18 protein-coding genes and 1 pseudogene are annotated in these 22400 nt (G+C 63.3%); 11 read left to right on the top strand and 8 right to left on the bottom strand.

Features of this window, described 5'->3' with window-relative positions; translation table 11 throughout:
• Nucleotides 1-25: 25 nt before the first annotated feature.
• Nucleotides 26-1159, bottom strand: coding sequence for an alanine racemase (gene alr / locus QD408_RS18910; protein WP_414140348.1), 1134 nt, complete (start codon nt 1157-1159; stop codon nt 26-28).
• A gap of 126 nt (nt 1160-1285) precedes the next feature.
• Here alr and QD408_RS18915 point away from each other — a divergent pair, with 126 nt between their 5' ends.
• On the top strand, nt 1286-1750 hold the full coding sequence (locus tag QD408_RS18915; RefSeq protein ID WP_414140349.1) for an Lrp/AsnC family transcriptional regulator: 465 nt from the start codon (nt 1286-1288) through the stop codon (nt 1748-1750).
• 6 nt (nt 1751-1756) lie between these two features.
• On the opposite strand, the pseudogene QD408_RS18920 reads toward QD408_RS18915, so the two are convergent.
• Together QD408_RS18920 and QD408_RS18925 are read right to left on the bottom strand one after the other, a co-directional pair.
• Nucleotides 1757-2062: pseudogene (locus QD408_RS18920) on the bottom strand (helix-turn-helix domain-containing protein); the annotation flags it as partial.
• Between the two features lie 16 nt (nt 2063-2078).
• Nucleotides 2079-3806: a putative bifunctional diguanylate cyclase/phosphodiesterase gene (locus tag QD408_RS18925; protein ID WP_414140350.1), complete on the bottom strand. Its 1728-nt coding sequence runs from the start codon at nt 3804-3806 to the stop codon at nt 2079-2081.
• A 459-nt stretch (nt 3807-4265) separates the two neighbouring features.
• Here QD408_RS18925 and QD408_RS18930 point away from each other — a divergent pair, with 459 nt between their 5' ends.
• From QD408_RS18930 to QD408_RS18945, 4 genes are read left to right on the top strand one after another with little or no spacing between them, the layout of a single operon-like run.
• Entirely contained in the window at nt 4266-5564 is a 1299-nt protein-coding gene (locus tag QD408_RS18930; RefSeq protein WP_414140351.1) for a CmpA/NrtA family ABC transporter substrate-binding protein, read from the top strand.
• A gap of 55 nt (nt 5565-5619) precedes the next feature.
• Nucleotides 5620-6513, top strand: coding sequence for a nitrate ABC transporter permease (gene ntrB, locus QD408_RS18935; protein ID WP_414140352.1), 894 nt, complete (start codon nt 5620-5622; stop codon nt 6511-6513).
• 11 nt (nt 6514-6524) lie between these two features.
• Nucleotides 6525-7322: an ABC transporter ATP-binding protein gene (locus QD408_RS18940; protein WP_414140353.1), complete on the top strand. Its 798-nt coding sequence runs from the start codon at nt 6525-6527 to the stop codon at nt 7320-7322.
• A 58-nt stretch (nt 7323-7380) separates the two neighbouring features.
• Nucleotides 7381-8100: a 4'-phosphopantetheinyl transferase family protein gene (locus QD408_RS18945; protein ID WP_414140354.1), complete on the top strand. Its 720-nt coding sequence runs from the start codon at nt 7381-7383 to the stop codon at nt 8098-8100.
• Here the strand turns inward: QD408_RS18945 and QD408_RS18950 are convergent.
• Genes QD408_RS18950 through QD408_RS18960 form a run of 3 tightly spaced genes read right to left on the bottom strand, consistent with a single transcriptional unit; the run spans nt 8073 to nt 13654 of the window.
• Nucleotides 8073-9431, bottom strand: a complete 1359-nt coding sequence (locus QD408_RS18950) for a lysine N(6)-hydroxylase/L-ornithine N(5)-oxygenase family protein (RefSeq protein ID WP_414140355.1) — start codon at nt 9429-9431, stop codon at nt 8073-8075. The genes QD408_RS18945 and QD408_RS18950 overlap by 28 nt on opposite strands.
• The gene (locus QD408_RS18955) at nt 9428-13417 is read right to left on the bottom strand and encodes a non-ribosomal peptide synthetase (protein WP_414140356.1); all 3990 of its coding nucleotides are present in this window, start codon (nt 13415-13417) and stop codon (nt 9428-9430) included. The genes QD408_RS18950 and QD408_RS18955 overlap by 4 nt, the downstream gene beginning before the upstream one ends.
• A gap of 18 nt (nt 13418-13435) precedes the next feature.
• Complete coding sequence (locus tag QD408_RS18960; RefSeq protein ID WP_414140357.1) at nt 13436-13654, bottom strand: MbtH family protein; 219 nt, start codon at nt 13652-13654, stop codon at nt 13436-13438.
• 194 nt (nt 13655-13848) lie between these two features.
• Here QD408_RS18960 and QD408_RS18965 point away from each other — a divergent pair, with 194 nt between their 5' ends.
• The 3 genes from QD408_RS18965 to QD408_RS18975 are packed head-to-tail and all read left to right on the top strand — an operon-like array spanning nt 13849 to nt 17451.
• Nucleotides 13849-14838, top strand: a complete 990-nt coding sequence (locus QD408_RS18965) for a GNAT family N-acetyltransferase (protein WP_414140392.1) — start codon at nt 13849-13851, stop codon at nt 14836-14838.
• Nucleotides 14835-16253, top strand: coding sequence for an MATE family efflux transporter (locus tag QD408_RS18970; protein WP_414140358.1), 1419 nt, complete (start codon nt 14835-14837; stop codon nt 16251-16253). Before QD408_RS18965 ends, QD408_RS18970 begins: the two co-directional genes overlap by 4 nt.
• 10 nt (nt 16254-16263) lie before the next feature.
• Nucleotides 16264-17451, top strand: a complete 1188-nt coding sequence (locus tag QD408_RS18975; protein ID WP_414140359.1) for a PLP-dependent transferase — start codon at nt 16264-16266, stop codon at nt 17449-17451.
• Here QD408_RS18975 and QD408_RS18980 read toward each other — a convergent pair.
• Nucleotides 17342-17998, bottom strand: coding sequence for a sigma-70 family RNA polymerase sigma factor (locus QD408_RS18980; RefSeq protein ID WP_414140360.1), 657 nt, complete (start codon nt 17996-17998; stop codon nt 17342-17344). The two genes, QD408_RS18975 and QD408_RS18980, sit on opposite strands and share 110 nt — an antisense overlap.
• A gap of 162 nt (nt 17999-18160) precedes the next feature.
• Between QD408_RS18980 and QD408_RS18985 the strand changes: the two genes are divergently transcribed.
• Genes QD408_RS18985 through fhuB form a run of 3 tightly spaced genes read left to right on the top strand, consistent with a single transcriptional unit; the run spans nt 18161 to nt 21479 of the window.
• Nucleotides 18161-18652, top strand: coding sequence for a GNAT family N-acetyltransferase (locus tag QD408_RS18985; RefSeq protein ID WP_088684013.1), 492 nt, complete (start codon nt 18161-18163; stop codon nt 18650-18652).
• A 32-nt stretch (nt 18653-18684) separates the two neighbouring features.
• A complete protein-coding gene (locus QD408_RS18990; RefSeq protein ID WP_414140361.1) occupies nt 18685-19515 on the top strand; it encodes an iron-siderophore ABC transporter substrate-binding protein in 831 nt (276 codons plus the stop codon).
• Nucleotides 19515-21479 (top strand): Fe(3+)-hydroxamate ABC transporter permease FhuB, encoded by a 1965-nt coding sequence (gene fhuB, locus QD408_RS18995; protein WP_414140362.1) that lies wholly within the window; start codon nt 19515-19517, stop codon nt 21477-21479. The genes QD408_RS18990 and fhuB overlap by 1 nt, the downstream gene beginning before the upstream one ends.
• Before the next feature lie 134 nt (nt 21480-21613).
• Here the strand turns inward: fhuB and fhuF are convergent, their stop codons facing one another.
• A complete protein-coding gene (gene fhuF, locus QD408_RS19000; RefSeq protein WP_414140363.1) occupies nt 21614-22399 on the bottom strand; it encodes a siderophore-iron reductase FhuF in 786 nt (261 codons plus the stop codon).
• Between the last annotated feature and the right edge of the window lies 1 nt (nt 22400).

Here is a 22400-nt window from a genome sequence, read left to right on the forward strand (position 1 = left end):
TCTTCCCAATGATGGAGCCGCGGGCTCAGCGATATTGCCTGTGATAACGATCGCCGAGACCGGTTAGGATTTCGTAAGATATGGTGCCGGCATCGCGTGCGATGTCCTCGATCGTCTGATGCGGGCCGAGCACTTCGACAAGGCTGCCGAGCGTCAGCGTGCCTTCCGGCAGGGCCGATATGTCGATGGTGATGCTGTCCATCGACACGCGCCCGACGATCGGCAGGCGGATGCCCTGGTAAAAGACGGCGCCGCGGTCGCCGAGGCTTCGCGGCAGGCCGTCGGCATAACCGGCGGCGATGGTGGCAAGGCGCATTTCCCCTTGCGTGACATGCGCGCCGCCATAACCGATCTTCGTGCCCGATGGCACGGTGCGCGTCTGAACGACGGCGACGTCGAGGCTGACGACCGGCTCCATCGGATTCACAGTGCCTGCATACGGCGCGCCGCCGTAAAGGGCGATGCCGGGACGAGCGAGCACGCCATGATAGGAGTCGCCCAGGAAAACGCCGCCGGAATTGGCAAAGGAAATATCGAAGCCCGGAAACTCCTCGGCGATGCCGGCCATCTCCGCCAGCTGCTCGCCGTTCTGCTCGCCATCCACATCATCGGCAGAAGCCAGATGGCTCATGATGAACAGGATCTCGACATTGCCGCCGTCGCGAAGCGCAGCCCCAAGTTCGGCCCTTTCCTCCGGGGGAAAGCCGAGCCGCGACATGCCGGTGTCGAATTGCAGGACGGCAGGCAGGCAGCGCTTCAGCGCGCGCGCCGCCGCCTGCCATTGCTTCCACTGGGCGAGCGAATTCAGAACCGGGACGACGCCCATCTCGGCGCAGGCGATTTCATTGCCCGGCTGCAAGCCGTTCAGCACGAAAATCTGGGCGTCCTGCGCAAGCGCCGGCCGGAGCCGGACCGCCTCGACGAACTGAGCGACGAAGAAATGCCGGCAGCCTTGAGCGTAAAGCGTTTTGGCGACGCGCTCCGCGCCAAGGCCATAGGCATCGGCCTTGACGACGGCTCCCGCGCGCACCGGCGCCAGCATCGACAGAAGCTTGCGATAGTTGCGGCCGAGGGCGGCGAGGTCGATCTTGAGATAGCCCGTGGCTCCCTGCATGATCGTGGCAGTGTGCGCGTGGGAAACCAGAATATCGCCGTCCATGTCCGCCCTCTTAATTCTTTCAAGAGTGTATGAAATAATGAGCGACATTGCCTGCCATTTTGTCATTGATTATTGCGCAGTTTGCAGATTATGCGCATAATCGATGAAAATTCGGAATAATCGATCGTGGCCGCTCTCGACGCAATAGACCGCAACATCCTGAGGCTCCTGCGCCTCGACGCCCGCATGAGCAATGCCAAGCTCGCAGCCGAGGTCGGCCTCTCGCCATCGGCCTGCCTCAGGCGCATCAAGATCATGGAAAAGACGGGCGTAATCCGCGGCTATACGGCTCTTCTCGATACGAGCAATGCGGATGCGATGATCGCCGTGATCATCAACATCACCCTCGAACGGCAGACGGAAGATTATCTCGACCGCTTCGAAGCAGCGGTCCGCCGGCATCCGGAAATCCGCGAATGTTTTCTGATGACGGGCGGCTCGGATTATCTCCTGCGCGTGGAAGTCGCCAATGCGGGCGAATTCGAGCGGATCCACAAGGAGATCCTGTCGGCCTTGCCGGGCGTGCTGAGGATTCACTCCAGCTTCTCAATCCGCAACGTCCTGGCGACACGGACGAAAGGCAGGCGCTGAACAAGCTTATATCAACTCAAGCGCGGTGGCCCTTGCGACCGCTTCGCTCGTCGTGGCGACCGTCAGCTTCCGGCGCGCCGAAGCGAGATAGAACTGCACGGCGCTCATCGAAATCGACAGGCGGGCGCCGATCTGCTTTGCCAGAAGGCCGTTCGCCGTCATACCAAGGCATTGCAGTTCGCGGCGCGACAATTGCGGGAAATCCGCAGTCTTTCTCATGCCTGACAAGACCATCGCCCTGTCATGGAGATGATGGGCGAGAAACTGGAGATCGCGCATGCTGTCCATGCGGAACTGCCGCCAATAGGCGTCGAAGCGACGCGCCTCATCAGCACGCCGAGATGGCGCCGGCCTGCTGGAATTCCAGCGCCTCCCGCTCCAATCGCGCCGTCAGATCGGCATAGGACTGCGGCCGCCCGAACGCATAGCCTTGAAGGGTGTGGACGCCGAGATCGGCTAGCACCCTGGCATGGTCGAGCGTCTCCACCCCTTCCGCGATGACTTCCATATCAAGCGCCCGCGCGATGTCGACCAGCGAGCTCACCAGCCGGCGGCTCGGCACCGATTGCAGGATCGGCATCACGAGCTGACGATCGATCTTGACGCGATCCGGCCGCAGTTCGAGCAGGCCCAGCAAGGAGGCGTGGCCCGAGCCGAGATCGTCGATTTCGATGTCGATGCCGAAGGACTTGATCGTCTGGATATTCTCGCGCACCTGATCGCTCAGGCTGTCCAGGAATATCGTTTCGATCAGCTCGAAGCTCAGCCGGCCGGGCGGAATGTCGAAGGAGCCGAGCTTCGATATCCATTCGGGATCGTCGAGACGGTCGGCGGAAAGGTTCACGGACACCCGGATCCCCGCCAGCAAGGACGCCCAGGATTCCATATCCGACAGAACGGCCTTCAGGATGACATCGTCGAGTTCGGCGACCAATCCGTTCGACGAGGCGACCGACAGGAAATGCGCTGGCGCCAGTATTCCCCTTGTCGGATGATGCCAGCGCGCCAGAGCCTCGACACCGTTTATCCGGAATGTCTTCGCATCGACCTGCACCTGGTAGAACGGGCGGATCTGGCCGAGCGCCAGCCCCGAACGAAGATCCTGGACGAGCTGCCTTTCGTTGGCGAGCGCCGAAGCCATCTCGTCGCAAAAGACTTCGGCGCGATTCCGGCCGTTCCGTTTGGCGTGATACAACGCCAGATCGGAATGCGAGAGCAGCTTGGCGAAATCAGCGCTTGCGGCACTGGCAACACCGATCGAGCATCTGACGATCAGTGTCTGATCGCCGACCGGGATCGGGCTCCCCAAACTCTCTTGGATATGATCGAGCACCGCATTGATCCGGGCGCTCTCATCCTCCGGGATGAGGATTGCGAATTCATCCCCGCCAAGGCGCGCGGCAACACCTCCGGCAGAAATGGCTTTCAAGAGGATCCTGCTGACATGGCAGAGAACGAAGTCGCCGACCGCATGGCCGAAACGATCGTTGATTTCCTTGAAGTGATCCACGTCGATGTGGAAAAGCGTGACGTTGACGCTCTCCTTCCGTGCAAATTCGGAGAGCGCAAAATCGAAGCTGCGCCGGTTCAGGAGTCCCGTCAGATGGTCGTGATCGGCTGCGAGCCGCGCCTCCTCCCGGCTTCTTTCGAGCTCCTTGTTGAGAAGCACGTCGTCGGTGACGTCCCATTCGGCGCCGACGAAGCAAGGGTCGCCGGCCGCATCGACGAAATAGCGGGCGCGCGAGCGCAAATAGCGGATCGCCCCGTCCGGCCGAGTGATGCGGAACTCGGAGGCATAGTCCGATTTGGTCTCGATCGCCCGCAGAAATATTTCATTGGTCGGCGCGAGATCGTCGGGATGGACGCTTTCGAGCCAGATAACATCGAGCGGAGCCTTGGGAACGCCATAGATCGCCTTCAACTGCTCATCCCACCGCGTCTGGTTTTTCGCGATGTTGTGCTGCCAGATGCCGATACCGGACGCCTCCAGAGCCAGCCCAAGCTGGCGAAGCAGGTTCTCGAGCTCGACATTTGTTCTGGACCGTTTCGTCTTCAAGGCTATCTCACCGTTTCGTTCGCCCAAATGTCTCATTGAATATTTGATAGAGTGCTAATCGGCACTCACGGAGCTGGGCGGCATGCGCTGCGATACCGTGACCACGACTGGCCACCCCTGTGTGCATTGCACAAATACCGCGCTCCTGCAAAAAACCTCGGCCTCGAAACCGCACAAATAATTATCACCTCTTCGCGCCGCTCAATAAATGAGCACTACCGGAAAACGACGATTTTTTGTTTGTTCTCTGATATTTAGCAACGATCTCTAAAATTGGCACACCGATTGCGTATTCCTAGGCGCCCCTGTCAACGGCGACCGGGGCAGATAGGCGCGGCATAAGCGCTTACGCAAGACACCGACGTCGCAAGGTTTGCCATCCGGGATTCTCCCATCCCGTGGACGCATTCCGGCGGCGTTTTTTTGTGTCCAAATTCAGCCAGCAGAGGGAACCTGCGTATGACCAAGAATTCGACACCCGGCATCACCCGGCGCAGCATGCTCAAGACGACTGCGGCGGCCGCCCTCATCGGCGCCGTCAAGACTGCCTTCCCGTCCGGCGCCTTTGCAGCCGGGCCCGGCCCTGAAGTGAAAGGCGTCAAGCTGGGCTTCATCGCCCTGACGGATTCCGCACCGCTGATCATCGCCAAGGAGAAGGGCCTTTTCGACAAGCATGGCCTGCCGGAAACGGATGTCGCCAAACAGGCATCCTGGGGTGCGACGCGCGACAATCTGGTGCTCGGCGGCGCCGCCAACGGCATCGACGGCGCGCATATCCTGTCGCCGCTTCCCTATCTCATGCACACCGGCAAGGTGACGCAGAACAACAAGCCGGTGCCGATGGCGATCCTGGCCCGGCTCAATCTCGACAGCCAGGGCATTTCGGTCGCCAAGGAATATGCCGAAACCGGCGTGCAGCTCGATGCCTCCAAGCTGAAGGCGGCCTTCGAGAAGAAGAAGGCGGACGGCAAAGAAATCAAGGCCGCCATGACCTTCCCGGGCGGCACCCACGATCTCTGGATCCGCTACTGGCTTGCCGCCGGCGGCATCGACCCGAACAAGGACGTTTCGACCATCGTCGTGCCGCCGCCGCAGATGGTGGCCAACATGAAGGTCGGCAACATGGACGTCTTCTGTGTGGGCGAACCGTGGAACGAGCAGCTCGTCAACCAGGGCATCGGCTTCACGGCAGCCACCACCGGCGAACTCTGGAAGGGCCATCCCGAAAAGGCGCTGGGGCTGCGCGCCGAGTGGATCGAAAAGAATCCCAATGCCGCCAAGGCCCTGCTGATGGCCGTCATGGAAGCTCAGCAGTGGTGCGAGAGCATGGACAACAAGGCGGAGATGGCCGACATTCTCGGCAAGCGCCAGTGGTTCAACGTGCCGACCAAGGATGTGCTCGGCCGCCTCAAGGGCGACATCAATTATGGCAACGGCCGCGAGGCCAAGGCCACCGACCTCTACATGAAGTTCTGGAAGGACGGCGCCTCCTATCCGTTCAAGAGCCACGATTCCTGGTTCATGACGGAAAACATCCGCTGGGGAAATCTGCCGGCGACGACGGATGTCAAGGCACTGGTCGACCAGGTGAACCGCGAAGACGTCTGGCGCGAAGCGGCCAAAGACCTCGGCGTCGCTGCCGCCGACATTCCGGCATCGTCTTCCCGCGGCAAGGAAACCTTCTTCGACGGCAAGGTCTTCGACCCTGAAAATCCCGCGGCCTATCTCGAAAGCCTGTCGATCAAGGCCGTCTCCTGACCCACCCCGGCGCGCCATCAGCGCGCCGGCCCCTTTTCACGTGAGGAGCGCGTCGATGTCCGCCCTGGCAAATAAACAAAATCCCTCCACGGCCGTCTCCGTCAAGCGGGCGGCAAAGGTCCTGCCGTTTTCCGGCGGGCATGGACCACGGATCGACTTTCGCCGTGCGGGCCTGGCCGCACTTCGCAACGTGGTTCCGCCAACCGTCGTGCTGGCACTCCTCCTGCTCGTCTGGCAGGTGCTGTGTTCCTCCACGGATGCGTCCCTACCCTCGCCGCATCAGGTCTGGCAGGACAGCTATGACCTGATCGCCTATCCCTTCTTCAATTACGGCTCCCAGGATATCGGGCTCGGCTGGCGCGTGCTCGTTTCGCTGCAGCGCGTCGCTTATGGCTTCGGGCTCGCCGGGGTCGCCGGCGTCGTCATCGGCGCGATCATCGGCCAATCGGTCTGGGCGATGCGCGGCCTCGATCCGATCTTCCAGGTGCTGCGCACGGTTCCGCCGCTCGCCTGGCTGCCGCTGTCGCTCGCAGCCTTCCAGGATTCCAATCCTTCGGCGATCTTCGTCATCTTCATCACCTCGATCTGGCCCGTCATCATCAACACCGCCGTCGGCGTCCGCAACATTCCGCAGGACTACCGCAACGTCGCCGAGGTGCTGCGCCTCAACCAGTTCGAATTTTTCTGGAAGATCATGCTGCCTTCGGCAGCGCCTTACATCTTCACCGGCCTCAGGATCGGCGTCGGCCTTTCCTGGCTCGCCATCGTTGCGGCCGAAATGCTGACCGGCGGCGTCGGCATCGGCTTCTTCATCTGGGACGCCTGGAACTCGTCGCGCCTTCCCGACATCATCGTCGCGCTCGCCTATATCGGCGTCGTCGGCTTCGCGCTCGACAAGCTGGTGGCCGCCCTCGGCAAACTCATCACCCGCGGCGCCACGGCCAACTGAGGAACATATCCATGAACGCCTATCTGAAGCTCGATCGCATCGACAAGCATTTCGATCGCGGCGGCGTGCGCGCCGAGATCCTGAAAGACATCAACCTGACTATATCGGAGGGAGAATTCGTCTCGATCATCGGCCATTCGGGCTGCGGCAAGTCCACCCTTCTCAATCTCATTGCCGGCCTGACCCCGGTTTCCGCAGGCGCCGTGCTTCTTGAAAACCGCGAGGTCAACGAGCCGGGCCCCGAACGCGCCGTCGTCTTCCAGAACCACTCGCTCCTGCCCTGGCTGACGGTCTACGAGAACGTCAATCTCGCCGTCTCCAAGGTCTTCGGCAGGACGAAGACAAAAGCCGAGCGGCATGAATGGGTCATGGCCAATCTCGATCTCGTGCAGATGGCGCATGCGAGGGATAAGCGGCCTTCGGAAATCTCCGGCGGCATGAAACAGCGCGTCGGCATTGCGCGCGCCCTTTCGATGGAGCCGAAGATCCTGCTGCTCGACGAGCCATTCGGCGCCCTCGACGCACTGACCCGCGCCCATCTTCAGGACGCGGTGATGGAAATCCACGCCCGCCTCGGCAACACAATTGTCATGATCACCCATGATGTCGACGAAGCGGTGCTGCTGTCCGATCGCATCGTGATGATGACCAACGGCCCGGCGGCCCGCATCGGCGAAGTGCTCGACGTCACGATACCCCGCCCCCGCAACCGCATCGAACTCGCCTCCGACCGGACGTACCTCAAATGCCGCGAAGCCGTGCTGAAGTTCCTCTATGAGCGCCATCGCTTCATTGAGGCCGCGGAATAGAGCCCGACCTAAACCGCTGCCTGATTGCCAATCGGGCAGCGGTACGCATACTGGCCTCATGCAGCAATCAGACAATCAACCGGCCGCCATCGATGTCGTGCTTTGGCAATATCCGCAGAACGAAGGCGAGGGTAAGCGCTGGAGGCAGTCGCTTTCATCGCATGAGTTGGAGCGCGCCGCGGCCTACCGGTTCGAACGCGATCGGACCTCGTTCATGGCCGGGCGGTATCTCCTACGTCGGCTGTTGAGCGCCCATACTGGCACGCCGCCGCGTGAGATCGTGTTGGTCGCAGACGAACAGGGCAAGCCGAGCCTTGAAGGTCGCGATACGCCGCAATTCAGCCTCGCCAATGCCGACGGCATGGTGGCGGTCGTGGTTGCGTCGGGATGCGAGCGCATCGGGATAGATTGCGAACGCGCCGATGCAGAGATCGAAGAGGCGGCGTTGGATGCCTATTGCAGTTCGGATGAACGACGCTGGCTCGGTGAATTGCCGGCGCAAGAACGGCCACGCGCCGCCGTTCAACTTTGGGCGCTCAAGGAGAGCCATCTCAAAGCGCTCGGCGTGGGCTTGCGCGAAGATCCCCGCAGCGTTTCCTTTTCCTGGGAGAACGGCTTGCCGATTGCGGCCCATGACGGCGAGCGCGACCGGCGTTGGTTTCACCGTCTGATCGAGAGTGGCAGCCAGCACGTCGTCGCGCTGGCTATTTCCTCCCGATCAGGGCTCCCCGGCATTCATACACGCATGTTTCAGGACGACAGCATGCCGTCCGAATAGCCGGCGCGCAGCTGATGCGGTATCGCGGAAGCTGCCTCCGTCGCCCAGACCAGTTGCGCATTGTCGGGTTCGGCATCGAAATGCTGCCGGCCGAGAAGCGTGTTGACGATGGCGGCGCTGCGCCAGGCCATGAGGCTGAGCTGCGAGTCGGCGATGCCGTGCGAATAGCGGCCGGCATTCTGCGCGAACAGCCGGTTGGTTCTCGGCCCCGTCCACTGCATGGTGTAATCGTCGTTCAGCGTGGGATAGCCGTTTCTGTCGAGACTGATCCTTTCGCTGAGCGAGCCGAGTGCATCCGGCAGCCGGAACCTGTAGCCAGTCGCCAGAACCACGGCGTCGGCATGCAGCACTTCTATGCCGCCGTCGAAATGGTTGCGGACGATGAGCCGATAGGCATTGCCGTTCCGCTCCATCTGGATCACGTCGCGGTTCGGCGACAGAGATGCGTTGAGCGTACCCGGCTCGAGATAACGCAGCGCATAGAGGCGGCGATAGATCGAATGGATCGTCGAAATCGACAGGCCGTCGCTGGTCAGGATCGAGTTCTTCAGCGCCGCCTGCTTCTGCTCGCCGCTGAGTTTCAGATAGGCCTGCACATATTCGGGCGAAAAGACCTGGTTCGAAAACGGCGTGTCGTTGATCGGCTCGAAATTATGGCGCCGGCTGATCCAGGTCAGTTCCGTCATCGAACCGGGATCGCCAAGCAGCGCTTCCACCACCTCGCCGCCGCTCTGGCCGCCGCCGACCACGACGACGCGGGAAGCGCCGAGATCGCCGATGCGCGTTTTGGCCTCGCTGTTATGGAAGCAATCCGCGCCGAGGAAGGGTTTCGCCCAATCGGGCACGAAGGGCGAAGAGCCGGTGCCGATCACCAGGTTCCGCGCTTCTTCCTGGCCGTTGTCGAAGCGCAGGACGAAGCGGTCGTCGCGGTGTTCGACATCGCGGATCTCGCTCGAAAAGCGCAAGCCCTCCACGCCCTTGGCGACCCAGGCGAGGTAACGCGCGAATTCCTGCCGGGGGACGGCCTCGTAATTGGCGTTCAGGAAGGCGTAGAGCCTTTTATGGGCGACCAGATAGGAGATGAAGGACCAGCGGCTGGTCGGCAGGACCGGGGTGACGAGATCCTTCAGGAAGGACGATTGCAGCTCGACGCCGGGCATCATCATGCCGGGATGCCAGTCGAAGGCGCCGCGCCGCTCGAAGAAGCGGCTGCGGACCTCGGGCACGGATTCCAGCAGGCAGGCAAGGCTCAGATTGGAGGGACCGATGCCGATGCCGGCAAGATCGAGCGGCTCGTTCAGGGCATCCCTGCGGGTAAAAGCGACGGTCATGCGTTATCCTTCTCTGTTTCCTTGAGACGCAGGGCAAGCCTTGAATGGAAGGCGGGCGACCCGATCATGTGCAGGTGGTTGGTGCCGGTGATGATCTCGGCCGCATGCGCGCGTGGCGACAGGCGGCGCCAATCGATCAGGTTGAGGCCGCGGTTGAGGCTGTCATCGGCCGCCCAGGGATAGATCGGCACGTCATGGGGAACGAGCCGGTGCTTGCGGAAGATCAGGGCATTGTCGATCAGCACCCAGAACGTATGTTCGCGGCTGCTGATATCAGGCCCGTCGGTGGGAAGCGGATCTTTCTCGTCGCCGACGAAGCGCAGGAACTGCTCGTAGGTATCGGCATCCATCGTCGACAGCAGCCGGTCCCATTCCGGGCGCATCGCCGTCTTTTGCAGCCATGCCTGCACGTCCCGGTGAAGCGCGTCGCGTTCACCTGGCCGGAACCTCGGCTTGGCGCCGATCGCAAATTCCGATCCGAGGTCGCAGACGTCGACCATCGCCATCATCCTGATGTCGACCTCGTTGGCAAGCGTGCGGGCAGCCTCATAGGCCAGAAGCCCGCCCCAGGACCAGCCGAGGAAAGTGCAGGGCGCGCCGCCGCTGTGCTTCCTGATATAGTCGACATAGCTCTCGATGATTTCTTCGACAGGCGCGCCGACTTCCTTCTTCTCGGACAGCGAATGGCAAATGAAGCCGGTCGCCGGCTGGTCGGCGCCGAGATAATCGACGAGCTTCACATATTCGCGGGTGCTGACGAGAAGTCCGGGGAAGCAATAGAGCCGCGGCTTGGCGCCTGATGCCCGCAGCACGATCACCTCGGAAAGATCCCGCTCCTCCCCTTGTTCCATCACGCCGGCAAAGGCGCGAATGGTCGGGTTGTTGAAGATATCGGCGACGGTGAGCGGGATCTTCGGCCTGCGTTGGCGCAGCAGGGAAAGAATGCGGATTGCGCCCAGCGAATTGCCGCCGATCGCGAAGAAATTGTCCTCGACGCTGATCGCTTCCAGCTTGAGAACCTGGCGCCAGACATCCAGCACCTCTTCTTCGAGCGCGGTCGCCGGCTCGACGATGGCGCGCTTGACCGGCTGGGGTGCGGGCAGCGCGAAACGGTCGAGCTTGCTGTTCGGATTGGTCGGCATCTTTTCGAGTTCGACCACGGCCGCCGGCACCATGTAGGAGGGCAGGCTGCGTTCGAGGCCGGATCGAACAGTCTCGACATCGAGCCTCTCGTCCTTCTTCGGAACGACATAGGCGACCAGCGCTTTCTCGCCGGCATCGTCGTCGCGAAGCACGACCAGGGCTTCGCCGACGCCCGGCTGCTGGAGCAGCGCCGCTTCGATCTCGCCGAGCTCGATGCGGTAGCCGCGCAGCTTCACCTGATGGTCGACGCGGCCGACGAATTCGACGGTTCCGTCTTCGCGCCAGCGCGTGAGGTCGCCGGAGCGGTAAAGCCGGCCGCCTTCTTTCGAGAACGGATCAGGGATGAAGCGGTCCGCCGTCGTATCCGGCTTGCCGAGATAGCCGCGGGCAATGCCCTCGCCGCCGATATAAAGCTCGCCGGTCACGCCGATCGGGCACAGATTGAGGTCGGGGTCGAGCACGTAGACGCGCCGGAGCCCGACGGCGCGGCCGAGCGGGGCGTAGACGCCCTGGAACTTCGTGCCGGCCCTCACCTTCCAGACCATCGGCGTCATGATGGTTTCCGTCGGACCGTAGCCGTTGATCAGCCATTCCGATTTTAGCGCCCGCGACAGGAGGTCGAAGGTCGATTGCGCCAGCCCCTCGCCGCCGAAGGAGTAAAGCCGCATCGGCGGCGCGCCGTCGGTAATGTCGGCCCATTCCGCCAGCTGCTGCAGATAGGTCGTGGGAATGCTCGCATTGTTGGCGCCGTGCTTGCGCATCGCCGTCAGCGTCTCTTCCGGCGTCCAGAGCGGCTGGTCGGGAAGAATGATACTGCCGCCTTCCATCAGCGGGTTCATCCAGCGCTCATGGCCGCCGTCCGAGCTGAAGGGCAGGAAGGGCAGTTCGCGGGACTCCGAGCTCATGCCGTAGACGCGCGAGGTATTCTGCAGATGATGCGTCAGCGGACCATGCTCGACGGCCACACCCTTCGGCAATCCGGTCGATCCCGAGGTGTACATGACATAGGCGAGCTGATCCTTATGCGTGGGAAGATAGAGCGGCGTATCCGGCTCGCCGTCGAGATCGAGCTTGTCGAGTTCGAGGATAATCGCATCGAGCTCTTCCGGCAGCCGGTGGCGCAGCCAGCTGTGGGTCAGGACGATCTTGACGCCGCCGTCGCGCAGGATGTGGTGGTTGCGCGCCGGCGGATGGTCGGGCTCGACGGGGATATAGGCGCCGCCGGCCTTCAGCGTGGCGAGAATGCCGACGATCGCCTCCGGCGAACGCTTGATGAAGATCGCGACTGTCACCTCGGCACGAACGCCGAGCTGCCGCAGCCGATGCCCGAGGCGGTTGGTGCTCGCCTCCAGCCAGCCATGGCTCCACTCCTCGTCGCCATAGACGATCGCGGTCTTCTCAGGCGTCCGGCGCGAATGGGCCGATATCAGCTCATGGACCGGCCGGTCATCGTTGACGGCGTCGTCCTCATAAGGGGCCGACAACCAGTCGAGCTCGTCGCTGCCGACGAGTTCGATATCCCTAATCCTGAGATTTGGCTGCGCGACGATCTGTTCGAGCACCAGGCGGAAATGCTTGGCGACGCGGGCGATCAGGGCGCCGTCGTAAAGATCCTGGGCGTAATCGACCAGCCCGAATGCGCCGCCTTCCAGACGCGCCTCAACGACCAGGGAAAGCTCGCTGTCGGCGCGCGCGCCTAATAGTTCCAGATTCGCCGCATCTCTCACGACCGGATAGGGTTCGCGGAATTCGAACAGCGCCTTGACCACGGCCTCCTGGGCGGCCGCTTCATCGACGACCAGTTCCTGCGTGATGCGCTCCAGCGGCACGAGCCGGCGAAGCCCCTCCTCCGTCACCGACGAGATCGCCGCGACGACATCGTCGAGCGAATGCCGGGAGGCGAGCGGCAGGACGAGGGGAAGCACCTGTTCGGCGCGGCCGCGGCTGGCGAAATGCTCGTTGCGGGCGCGCGCAACAAGGAGGCCGGTCAGCAAAGCATAGTTGCCGCTGTAACGCGCAAGCAGCGCGCAGAAGGCGGCGTGCAGCACGCGCTCGACCTGATATCCCTTGCCCTGCGCATGCTGTTCGAGCCTGCCCCACAGCTCGGGCTCGATTGCAAACCGATGCTCAGCCCGCGCCACGCCGGCAAGGCCGCCGCTGTTGAAGCGGGTGGGAAAGGTCGAGGCCGCATAGTCGAGACCGATCGTCTCGCGCCAATAGGTGAGCGCTTCGCGCGCCGCATCCGTCTCCAGCCATTCTTCCTCCCGCATTCCGGCCGAAATTTCCGCCGGCCGCATGTCACCGCCGGATTGGCCGTCGAGAATGCGCGCCAGCGAAGCGGCAAGAACGGATTTTTCCCGGTCGTCTGAGATGATCGGATGCAGCACGATCGTCAGCAGTGATTGCCCATCGGCAAGCCGGATGATCTGGATGCGCGCACCCGGCCCTTCCAGCAGATCGAAGCGCTTGTCGCGGAAGGCTTTTCGCACGGCCAAGGCTTCAGCCTCTGAAAGAGCGGCTCCTTCCTTGCCGAGGATTTCGATCGGCACGGCGTTCGACGCGCCGCGATACTGCTCGATGCGACCGCCCGCCAGCCGGCGGAAGCGGGTGGCCAGCGACGGGTTCTCAGCCACGAGCGCGCGGCAGGCGCCGGTAAGCGTCTCGACGTTGATTGCGGCACTCAATCGCAGCCCGATGATCTGGTCGGGAAAGACGGTGTAGTTGCCGATCTGCTCCAGCGACCAGATGCGCTTCTGCGCGATCGTCAGCGGAAAGCTCTCGAAGACGGCGTCCACAGCATCGGTCGGGCGGGCATCGGCGAAATTGGTAATCTGCTTGTTCATCTTGCCATCCAGACCTTTTCAGAGACGCGCATCGGCTGATATGGCCGAGCGCAGGGAAAGCGGGCGCGGATCGGCCCAGACGTCGCGGATATGGGCAAGGCATTCCTGGCGCGAACCGGCAAAACCCGCCGCCTGCCAGCTCACCGGAATCCGCTTGTCCTGCGGCCAGACCGAGTAGTGATGCTCGGTGTCGAGGACGACGATCCAGAGATCGTCGCGGGGCTCAAGATTGTCCATTCGAAGCTCCTGCAGAGATTGTCGTCATGCGCAAATGACGGATCCCCCCTGCTGGAGTTTAGAAAATTGCTGAGAATTTTTTTCTTCGTTTACCCCTAAATCCGCCCAGGGATGGATCGTCATTCTACCAAATCGGCGCAGGAGCGGGCTTCATGCTCGCAGCATCAAAAGCCCTGCCGATCAAGGAGAACATCATGGATTTCGACGCCGCCAAGCAAAGGCGGGTTCTGCAGGCGCGCAGCTATGTCAGGCTTGCCCCCAATATCGTCCATCTCAACACCGCACACGGCAATCACGAAGTCGCCCTCCAAGTCGAAGCCGGCATCGCCTCGCTGACCTTCTACGAGGGAAATCCCGTGCAATCGGCGGAGCTTCTCATGGCGGCCGCCGAAGCGGTGACGGCGCAAGACCGCTCGATCAAATCGGTCGCTTTCGAAGGCCATCAGGCGAGCCTTCCCCGGTACATTTCAGGCATCGACGGACGGCTCGATTCCGCCATCCTCTGGCAATGGCCCTCCCCGTGGCTGCCACAGATGTCCTATCCGCTGCCGTCCGTGCAGGAGATGACGGCAGGCCGCTATCATCCGCGCCGGCCGGCAAAGCCGAAGGGCACGGTATACCAGCGCTTCATCCCGTGGCTGGAGCGGGATATCAGCTTCAGGGTGGCCGATCCCGAGACCGATCTTGCGGTCTTCCATCGCTGGATGAACGACGAGCAGGTCAACACGATCTGGGAGGATGCGGGCTCGATCGACAAGCACCGGGAGATCCTGGAAGAGAGGATCGCCGATCCGCATGTCCTGCCGCTGATCGGCAGTTTCGCCGATATTCCCTTCGGCTATTTCGAGGTCTACTGGGCCAAGGAGAACCGGCTCGGTCCCTATTATGATGCCGACGATTACGATCGTGGATGGCATGTGGCGATCGGCGAGCCGGATTATCGCGGCAAGAAATGGATCAGCGCCTGGCTTCCCTCGCTGATGCATTTCATCTTCCTCGACGATCCCCGCACCAGGCGCATCGTCGGCGAGCCGCGCGCCAGCCACGAGCAGCAGATCCGCAATCTCGACCGCTCGGGCTTTGCCAAGGTCAAGCATTTCGATTTTCCGCACAAGCGGGCGCTTCTCGTCATGCTGACCCGCGAGCGCTTCTTCGGTGATCATCTCTGGGTGCCCGCATCATGAACGACATGAGCGAGATGAGCGGCAGCCTGCGGAAACGGCGGCTTGCCCCGGAAGATCTTGCCAGCCCGCAGCTTTTCCGGCTGCTGCTGCGCCTCGGCCTACCCGCCATGTTCGGCCTGTCGATCAATGCCGCGCATCACACGATCAACATGATCTTCGTCGGCATGATCGGCGAAGACCAGATCGCCGCGATCATGATCGTGCTGCCGATCCTGATGCTCGTCGCCGCCTTCGGCGAAGGCATCGGCGTCGGCGTGGCGACCGAGGTCGGCCGGGCGCTCGGCGCCGGCGACCGGTCGAGGGCGAGCACGCTTGCCTCGATCAGCCTTGCAGCCGGCATCGCCTTCGGCGCGGCAAGCGCCATCGCCATCGTCGCGTTCCCATCTTTCCTGCTGTTCGGCGCGACACCCGCCATCGAGCCGCTTGCACAGCATTATCTCCTCATCATCGCGGTCTCGATCCCGCTGACGATGGCGCAGATCATCCTCGATTTCCTGGCGATCGCCGAGGGCAATGCCCGCTTCAGCATGTGGACGCTGGTCGCCTGCTTCGCGCTGAACATCGTCCTCGACCCGATCATGATCTTCGGCTTCGGTCTCGGCCTGCAGGGGGTGGCGATTGCGACGATCCTCTCCCAGCTCGTGGCGCTCTCCATCTACGGCGCCTATCATGCCAGAAGGCTCGGCACGATCCGACTGACGTTCGGCTGGCGGTTCGGCGATCTCAGGCATCTCAGGCCGGTGCTTGCCGTGGGCGCGCCGACGACGCTGACGAGCCTTGCGACGGCCGGCGCAATCGCCGCGATGCTGTCGGTCGCCGGCACTTATCACGGTGAAGACGGCATTGCCGGGGTCGGGATCGCCCTGCGGCTGCTTGCGGTCGGCGCACTTCCCGTCATCGGCATTTCGCTCGGGGCGCAGGCCATCCTGAGTTTTGCCTGGGGCCGCGGGGATATATCACGGGTGCTCTCGTCAGCCCGCATGCTGACCGCCGTCACCAGCGCGGTCGGCGGCGTCTACGGACTGGCGGCGATCATCTTTTCCGAACACCTCGCCTCATTCTTCACCGACGATGCATCCGTGATGTCGATCGCAGGCCAGGCGATCGTCGCGACCCACCTCCCCTTCCTGCTGTTCGGCATCCGGCAGACCGTGCTGATCCTCTTTCAGGCGCAGGGCAGGCCGAAAGCCGCCCTTGCCGTCGGCCTGGCGCAGAACGGATATCTTCTATTTCCGCTGCTTGCCCTCCTGCCGCCCTTCTTCGGTTTTTCCGGCCTGCTCTGGGCCATGTTCCTGGCCTCGGCGCTCACCGGCCTGCTGTCATGCTTCTGCCTGGCAAGGTCGCTCGGCGCCCTTCGGCAGCGCTCGGCCGAACCTCTGAGCGCTATCCGTCCCCATCCCCGCTTTTGTCCATGAAAGGATCATCATGAACCAGTCCTTCAGCCCGCGCGACCTTGGCGCCCATGCGGCCGCCGACGATCTCTTCACGCCCGTCGACCCGGCCGCCTTCAACGCCGTGTCGCCGCCGATCTTCCAGACCTCGCTCTTCACCTATGACAGTTATGAGGCGATGGAGGATGTCTTCGCCGGCCGGGCGCGCAACTTCATCTATTCGCGCGGCGACAATCCGACCGTCCGCGAATTCGAACTGCTGGTCGCCCGCCTCGAAGGCGCGGAGGATGGGCGCGCCTTTTCCAGCGGAACGGCCGCCATCACCTCGACCATTCTCAGCCTCGTGGAAGTGGGCGACCGGGTCGTCGCCGTCCGCCACCTTTATAATGACGTCTACCGCCTTCTCGTGAAGCTGCTCGGCAGGCTCGGCGTCACCGTGGATTTCGTCGATCCCTCCGACCATGACGAGGTGCGCAAGGCGCTGCCGGGCGCCAAGCTGCTCTATCTCGAAAACCCCTCCTCCTTCGTCTTCGAGCTTCAGGACATCGTGGCGCTGTCAGCCATGGCGAAGGAGGCAGGCGTCACTACGATCATCGATAATTCCTGGGCGACGCCGCTCTTCCAGAAGCCGATCCAGCATGGCGTCGATATCGTCATTCACGCCGCCTCGAAATATCTCGGCGGCCACAGCGATACGGTCGCCGGCGTCGTCGTCGGTTCGAAGGAGGCGATCGCCAGGATCAACTCGACCTCCTATCCCTATGTCGGCGCCAAGCTTTCGCCCTTCGAGGCCTGGCTCCTGCTGCGCGGCATGCGTACGCTGCGCGTCCGTCTCAAGGAACATGAACGCAGCGGGCTTCTGCTCGCCGACCGGCTGAAGCAACATCCCGACATCGCGCGCGTCCGCCACCCAGCCTTTCAGGATCATCCCGGCCGGGCGACGCTGTCGGGTTATGCCGGGCTCTTCGCCTTCGACCTCACGCCCGACATCGATGTGGCGCGCTTCGTCAACGCGCTGCGCGAGATCCGCCTCGGCGTCAGCTGGGGAGGACCGGAAACACTCGTGGTCCCGGCCAAGGTCGCGCTGCAGATCCCCGACCGGATGACCACCTTCATCCGGTTCGGCGTGAGCGAACAGACAATTCGTTTCGCCGTTGGGCTGGAAGAACCGGAACTGCTGTGGAGCGACCTGCAGCAGGCGCTGCACGCCGCACGGCGGTAGTATCCCGGCGAGGTTCATGATCGGGGCCGGCGGGTTCGGTGATCGCCGAATGGCAATGCTGCTCCGCCGCCTTGATCATGAAATTGACGAGCGTCCTCGAGACGCCGAGTTCGGCCGCTATATCCTTCTGCGGCACACCGTTCAGGCGATGGCGGATGAAGGCGTCGTTGGTCCGCTTCGGCAGCGCTTCCAGCGAGGCGAGCACATCGCGTAAAGTCTCGGCGGCGACGAGTTGGTCGAGCACGGTCGGGATCGGAGCGGTAATCTCCTGCACCTGGTCTATCGACCTATAGTTGTTCATCTGCTGACGCCGCCGCCGGCTCTCGTCGAGCGCGAGGTTATAGACCATCCGGAATGCGTAACCGATGGGGCAACGAATGCCTTCGACATTCACCCCGTAAGCCTTGATGACGCCATCCTGAAATATATCCTCAGAATATGACCTTGATTTGACAACGCTTTCAATCGTTTTAAGGAGTTTTTCCTTGTTTTCGATCATCGCGTTGACAACCGCATTTCCGTTCACATCACGATGCGATGCTCGCATTGTCCTGTACCCTTTTTACAAATGGAAAATCAGGCTCTGTCGTTGCTGGTCGGTTCGGCCTCGGTGCTGCCTTTGAACAAAGGTACACGATTTGATTGCAGTGTCTAATTTAAGGTGATAACAGGAGTCAAGTTTAAATCGGCCGACCGGAGACGAGAAAAAATGGGACGAACAGTTGAGATCCTGACGGGCAAGGCGGAGCTCTGCCGATCGATCATGGGCGCCCTGCCCGACTGGTTTTCGGAGCCCGAGGTCATCGAGGCGAGCGCGGAGGCGGTCGAGGATCTGCCGGTGTTCGGCTATGTCGAGGCGGATGTCGTCACCGCCATGATCGCGCTGAAGCCGCACCTGCCCGGCGCCGTCGAGATCGCGCTGATCGCGACGCGGCCGGAATATCACGGCCATGGCGCCGGACGGCATCTCGTCGATGCGGCCGAACGCTTCGCCCATCAATCGGGCGCCCGGCTGCTGACGGTCAAGACACTCGCGCCGCGCGGCCGCGACGAACCGCAATTCGAGGCGACCCGCCGCTTCTACGACCGGAACGGCTTCGTCAGGGCGGAGGTGTTTGCCAAGCTCTGGCACGAAGACCATCCGTGCCTGTTCATGGTCAAGCCGCTCGCCGGAAAACAGCCGAGCGAGACCGCGCTTTGAGACGACGGAACTTTCTTCTGGGCGCGCTGGCAATGACCAGCACACCTTTCGTCGCGCGCGCCGGCGACGGCGGCGTCGTCTCGCTCGATTACGGACTGGCATCGACGATGCTGGCGCTCGGCAGCGTGCCGCGTGCGATCGCCGCGCTGCGGAACTGGCCGGAATGGGTTGTCGAGCCGTCTATGCCGCCTGATGTCGTCGATGTCGGCACCACGTCGGAGATCAATCTCGAAGTTCTCACCAGCCTCCGGCCGTCGCTGATCCTCAGCACGCCGTTCCTGGCGGCGCTGGATGAAAAGCTCTCCCGCATCGCGCCCGTGGAGACCTTCACCGTCTATGCCGAGAACGGCGATGCGCTCGACCGCTCCTATGCCGAAACGCTGCGTCTCGGCGCCATGCTCGGGCGACAGCGGCAAGCGGAGGCGTTTCTGTCCCGCGCCGATGCGACGTTCGGCCAGTTGCGCGAGCGGGTGAAAAGCCTGTCCGCACCGCCTGTCGCCGTCATCAACTTCATCGACCAGAGGCATGCGCGCATCTATGGCGGCCCCGGGCTTTACGGCGGCGCCATGAGACGCATCGGCCTGGAAAATGCCTGGAACGGCAAGGCGAGCTATTGGGGATTTCAGACGATTGGCCTGGAGCAACTCGCCGAACTCGGCGAAGACGCCCACCTCGTCGTCGTGTCCCCGCTGCTTCCGCCCGATGTCCTGACCCGGCTTTCCGAAAGCCCGCTCTGGACCAGCCTTCCCTTCGTCCGGCGGCAGCGGATCTCGGTCGTTCCAGGCGTCCTGATGTTTGGAATGGTCCAGGAGGCGCTGCGCTTTTCGGCCCTGATGGTCGATGTTCTGGAGACTGCCGCCTGATGAACGCGCAATTTTCCCGCTTCGGCGCGCCGGCACTTGCGGCGCTGCTGCTGTTTTCAGGCCTCGGCCTGGCCGTCCTCGATCTCCTGCCGGCGCTGCCGCATCTGGAGACGACGGGCGGTTACGACGCTCAGCACCTGCTGCTTCTCTATTCCACGCTGCCGCGCATGGCGACGGCGCTGATCACGGGAGCCGCGCTCGCGCTGTCGGGAACGATCCTGCAGCAAGTGCTGCGCAATCCGCTGGCCTCGCCGACGACGCTCGGCGTCTCGGCGGGCGCCAATCTGGCGCTGGTTTCCGCCATGCTCGCCGTCCCCTCATTGGCGGGATGGGGCCGCGACGCGGTCGCGCTCGGCGGAAGCGCCGCTGCCGCTTTCGCCATCTTTTCGATCAGCGCCCGGCACGGCTTTTCGCCCTTTTCCCTCATCCTGTCGGGCATGATCATCGGCCTCTGGTGCGGCGCGGCGGCGGCGATCCTCATTCTGATGAACGATCAATATCTCTCAGGGATCTTCATCTGGGGCGCCGGCTCGCTCTCTCAGCAAAGCTGGGCGATCCCGCTGTCGCTGCTGCCGAAGGTGGCGCTACTTGCCGCCCTTGCCCTTCTCGCCACTCGGCCGCTGGCGCTGAGCCAGCTCGGCGATGCCGGCGCAACCAGCCTCGGCCTGCCGATCAAATGGGCGCGGGGCTTCATCCTGGCGATCGCGATTGCGCTGAGCGCCCTCGTCACCAGCGCCGTCGGCGTCATCGGCTTCATCGGGCTGGTCGCCCCGCAGATCGTCCGGCTGGCCGGCGCCAGGCGCATCCTCAGTCAATTGGTCTGGTCGCCGGTCGCAGGCGCCGGCCTTCTTCTCCTGACGGACGAGACCATCAAGCTTCTTGCTCCCGGAGATTTCGTGCCGACGGGCGCGGTGACGGCATTGCTCGGCGGGCCGATCCTGATAGCGCTTCTGCCGCGCCTCGCCACCGCCTCGCGCGCGCTGCCTGCCATGACCTCGCCACGGCTTGCGACCGGCCGCAAAACGGCACCGCTTGCCCTGCTGCTCCTCTCGGTCGTTGCACTAGCGATCGCCGCGATCTTCTTCGGCCGCGCGCCCGACGGCGCTTGGGGCTGGCTGCCGGCCGCCTCATGGGACGAGATCCTACCGCTTCGCCTGCCGCGCGTCGCCGCGGCGTTCGGCGCCGGAACCGTGCTCGGCGTGACCGGACTGATCCTGCAGCGGCTGACCGGAAACGAAATGGCAAGCCCCGAAGTGCTCGGCGTATCGGCCGGGGCGACCCTCGGCGTCGCGGCCGCCCTCTTCGCCTTTACCGCGCCGGGGCTCACCGTCCAGCTTGCCTTTGCCGGCGGCGGAGCGCTTGCCGTGCTGCTGCTGATCTTCCTTTTGAGCGCCCGTTCCGGCTTCGGCCCGAACCGCGTGCTGCTCGCCGGCATCGCCTTCGGCGCGATGCTCGATGCCGGGATCGGCGTCCTTGCCGCAAGCGGCGATCCCCGCGGCCTCGCGCTCATCCGCTGGATGGCCGGCTCGACCTATTTCGTCGACAATACGGTTGCCGCAAGCGCCCTCTCGATCGCGCTTGCCTGCCTCATCGCCACCTTTCTCGCCAGCCGATGGCTTGCGCTGCTGCAACTCGGCCCGGAGGCGGCAAGCGAACTCGGCCTCAGGATCGTCCCCACGCGCGCGGTCCTGTTCGGGCTCTCGGCGATCATGACGGCAGCCGCGACACTTGTCGTCGGCCCCTTGAGCTTCATCGGCCTGATGGCGCCGCACCTCGCCCACGGCCTCGGCCTTCGCCGCCCCTCCACCCAGCTCCTCGCCGCCGCCCTCATCGGCGCGACCCTGCTCGTCATCGCCGACTGGGCCGGCCGCATGGCCGCCTTCCCCTATCAGGTGCCCGCCGGCTTGATCTCCGCCCTTGTGGGAGCGCCGATGCTGCTGATCGTTCTGCGCCGGCGGGCGTGAGGGCGCGGCAGTGTCGTCATAGACGGAATGTAATATTTGGTTTGCGGCTATGGCTGCCCCCAATCCTTGTCAGGGTCGGTGCCGGCAGGCGGAGGAGGGGCAGGCAGCAACCACTCAGGCCGAGGTATAGGAGATCAATGCCGCCCGTCCGGCAGCGGGCAGGCTTCGCCGCAGCCGCCGACGCCGGGCAGGTTGTAGCGCAGGCAGCAGACCTTGCGGCGGGCGAATTCGAGGCCGCATTGCTGGCGTGCCATGCGGATCATGCCGAACATCGGGTTGCGGCCGCCGCCCGGCCATTGCGCGTCATCGAGCAGCGCCAGGCCGCCTTCGACGAGGGCGAGCTCATGGCGATGGGCGATCTCTTTCAGAATCCAGGAGAGATAGGCCGCGACATTGTTCCAGAGGAGCTTCGGCGCGACGCCGGCATTGGCGGCGATCGCCGCGATGACGGGCTCGGCATGGCCGAGCATCAGCCGGTGAAGCTCGCCGGCCGGATCGGTGGTCGGCTCAGGACTGGCGGACATCACGAATGCTTCCGGCTCGCCTGTCTGTTCGTTGCAGACGAGTGAGAGCCGGTCGATCTCCATCGGCAGCGCGATGCGGTTCACGAACATATGGACGCTCGGCGCGATCGTCAGCATGCTGAAATAATAAAGCGTCCACATGGAGACGATTGCGCGGCGGTCGCTGCCCGGAAACTTCTGGCCATAGCGGGCGATGATCCCGTCAAAGACGTCACGGTCGCCGAGATCCCGGCAGGGAACGACCAGGCCTGTCTGCGAGGGAGAACTGAGCAGCTTGCCGCGGCAATAAGCGAACGGGCCGTCGCCCACCAGGCCGTCGAGATCGACGGCCTGGTGGGCGATGGAATGATCAGCGATCGAAGGACGCTCTGACGGCCCGTTCATCTCCACCGCCATG

Origin of the sequence: Rhizobium sp. BR 249 (genome assembly GCF_047445895.1) — a bacterium.
Lineage (GTDB): Bacteria > Pseudomonadota > Alphaproteobacteria > Rhizobiales > Rhizobiaceae > Rhizobium.

Coding starts and splice junctions, on each gene's coding strand:
- alr (WP_414140348.1), bottom strand. CDS start 1,159: ATGGACGGCGATATTCTGGTTTCCCACGCGCACACTGCCACGATCATG.
- QD408_RS18930 (WP_414140351.1), top strand. CDS start 4,266: ATGACCAAGAATTCGACACCCGGCATCACCCGGCGCAGCATGCTCAAG.
- ntrB (WP_414140352.1), top strand. CDS start 5,620: ATGTCCGCCCTGGCAAATAAACAAAATCCCTCCACGGCCGTCTCCGTC.
- QD408_RS18940 (WP_414140353.1), top strand. CDS start 6,525: ATGAACGCCTATCTGAAGCTCGATCGCATCGACAAGCATTTCGATCGC.
- QD408_RS18945 (WP_414140354.1), top strand. CDS start 7,381: ATGCAGCAATCAGACAATCAACCGGCCGCCATCGATGTCGTGCTTTGG.
- QD408_RS18950 (WP_414140355.1), bottom strand. CDS start 9,431: ATGACCGTCGCTTTTACCCGCAGGGATGCCCTGAACGAGCCGCTCGAT.
- QD408_RS18955 (WP_414140356.1), bottom strand. CDS start 13,417: ATGAACAAGCAGATTACCAATTTCGCCGATGCCCGCCCGACCGATGCT.
- QD408_RS18960 (WP_414140357.1), bottom strand. CDS start 13,654: ATGGACAATCTTGAGCCCCGCGACGATCTCTGGATCGTCGTCCTCGAC.
- QD408_RS18965 (WP_414140392.1), top strand. CDS start 13,849: ATGGATTTCGACGCCGCCAAGCAAAGGCGGGTTCTGCAGGCGCGCAGC.
- QD408_RS18970 (WP_414140358.1), top strand. CDS start 14,835: ATGAACGACATGAGCGAGATGAGCGGCAGCCTGCGGAAACGGCGGCTT.
- QD408_RS18975 (WP_414140359.1), top strand. CDS start 16,264: ATGAACCAGTCCTTCAGCCCGCGCGACCTTGGCGCCCATGCGGCCGCC.
- QD408_RS18980 (WP_414140360.1), bottom strand. CDS start 17,998: ATGCGAGCATCGCATCGTGATGTGAACGGAAATGCGGTTGTCAACGCG.
- QD408_RS18985 (WP_088684013.1), top strand. CDS start 18,161: ATGGGACGAACAGTTGAGATCCTGACGGGCAAGGCGGAGCTCTGCCGA.
- QD408_RS18990 (WP_414140361.1), top strand. CDS start 18,685: ATGACCAGCACACCTTTCGTCGCGCGCGCCGGCGACGGCGGCGTCGTC.
- fhuB (WP_414140362.1), top strand. CDS start 19,515: ATGAACGCGCAATTTTCCCGCTTCGGCGCGCCGGCACTTGCGGCGCTG.
- fhuF (WP_414140363.1), bottom strand. CDS start 22,399: ATGGCGGTGGAGATGAACGGGCCGTCAGAGCGTCCTTCGATCGCTGAT.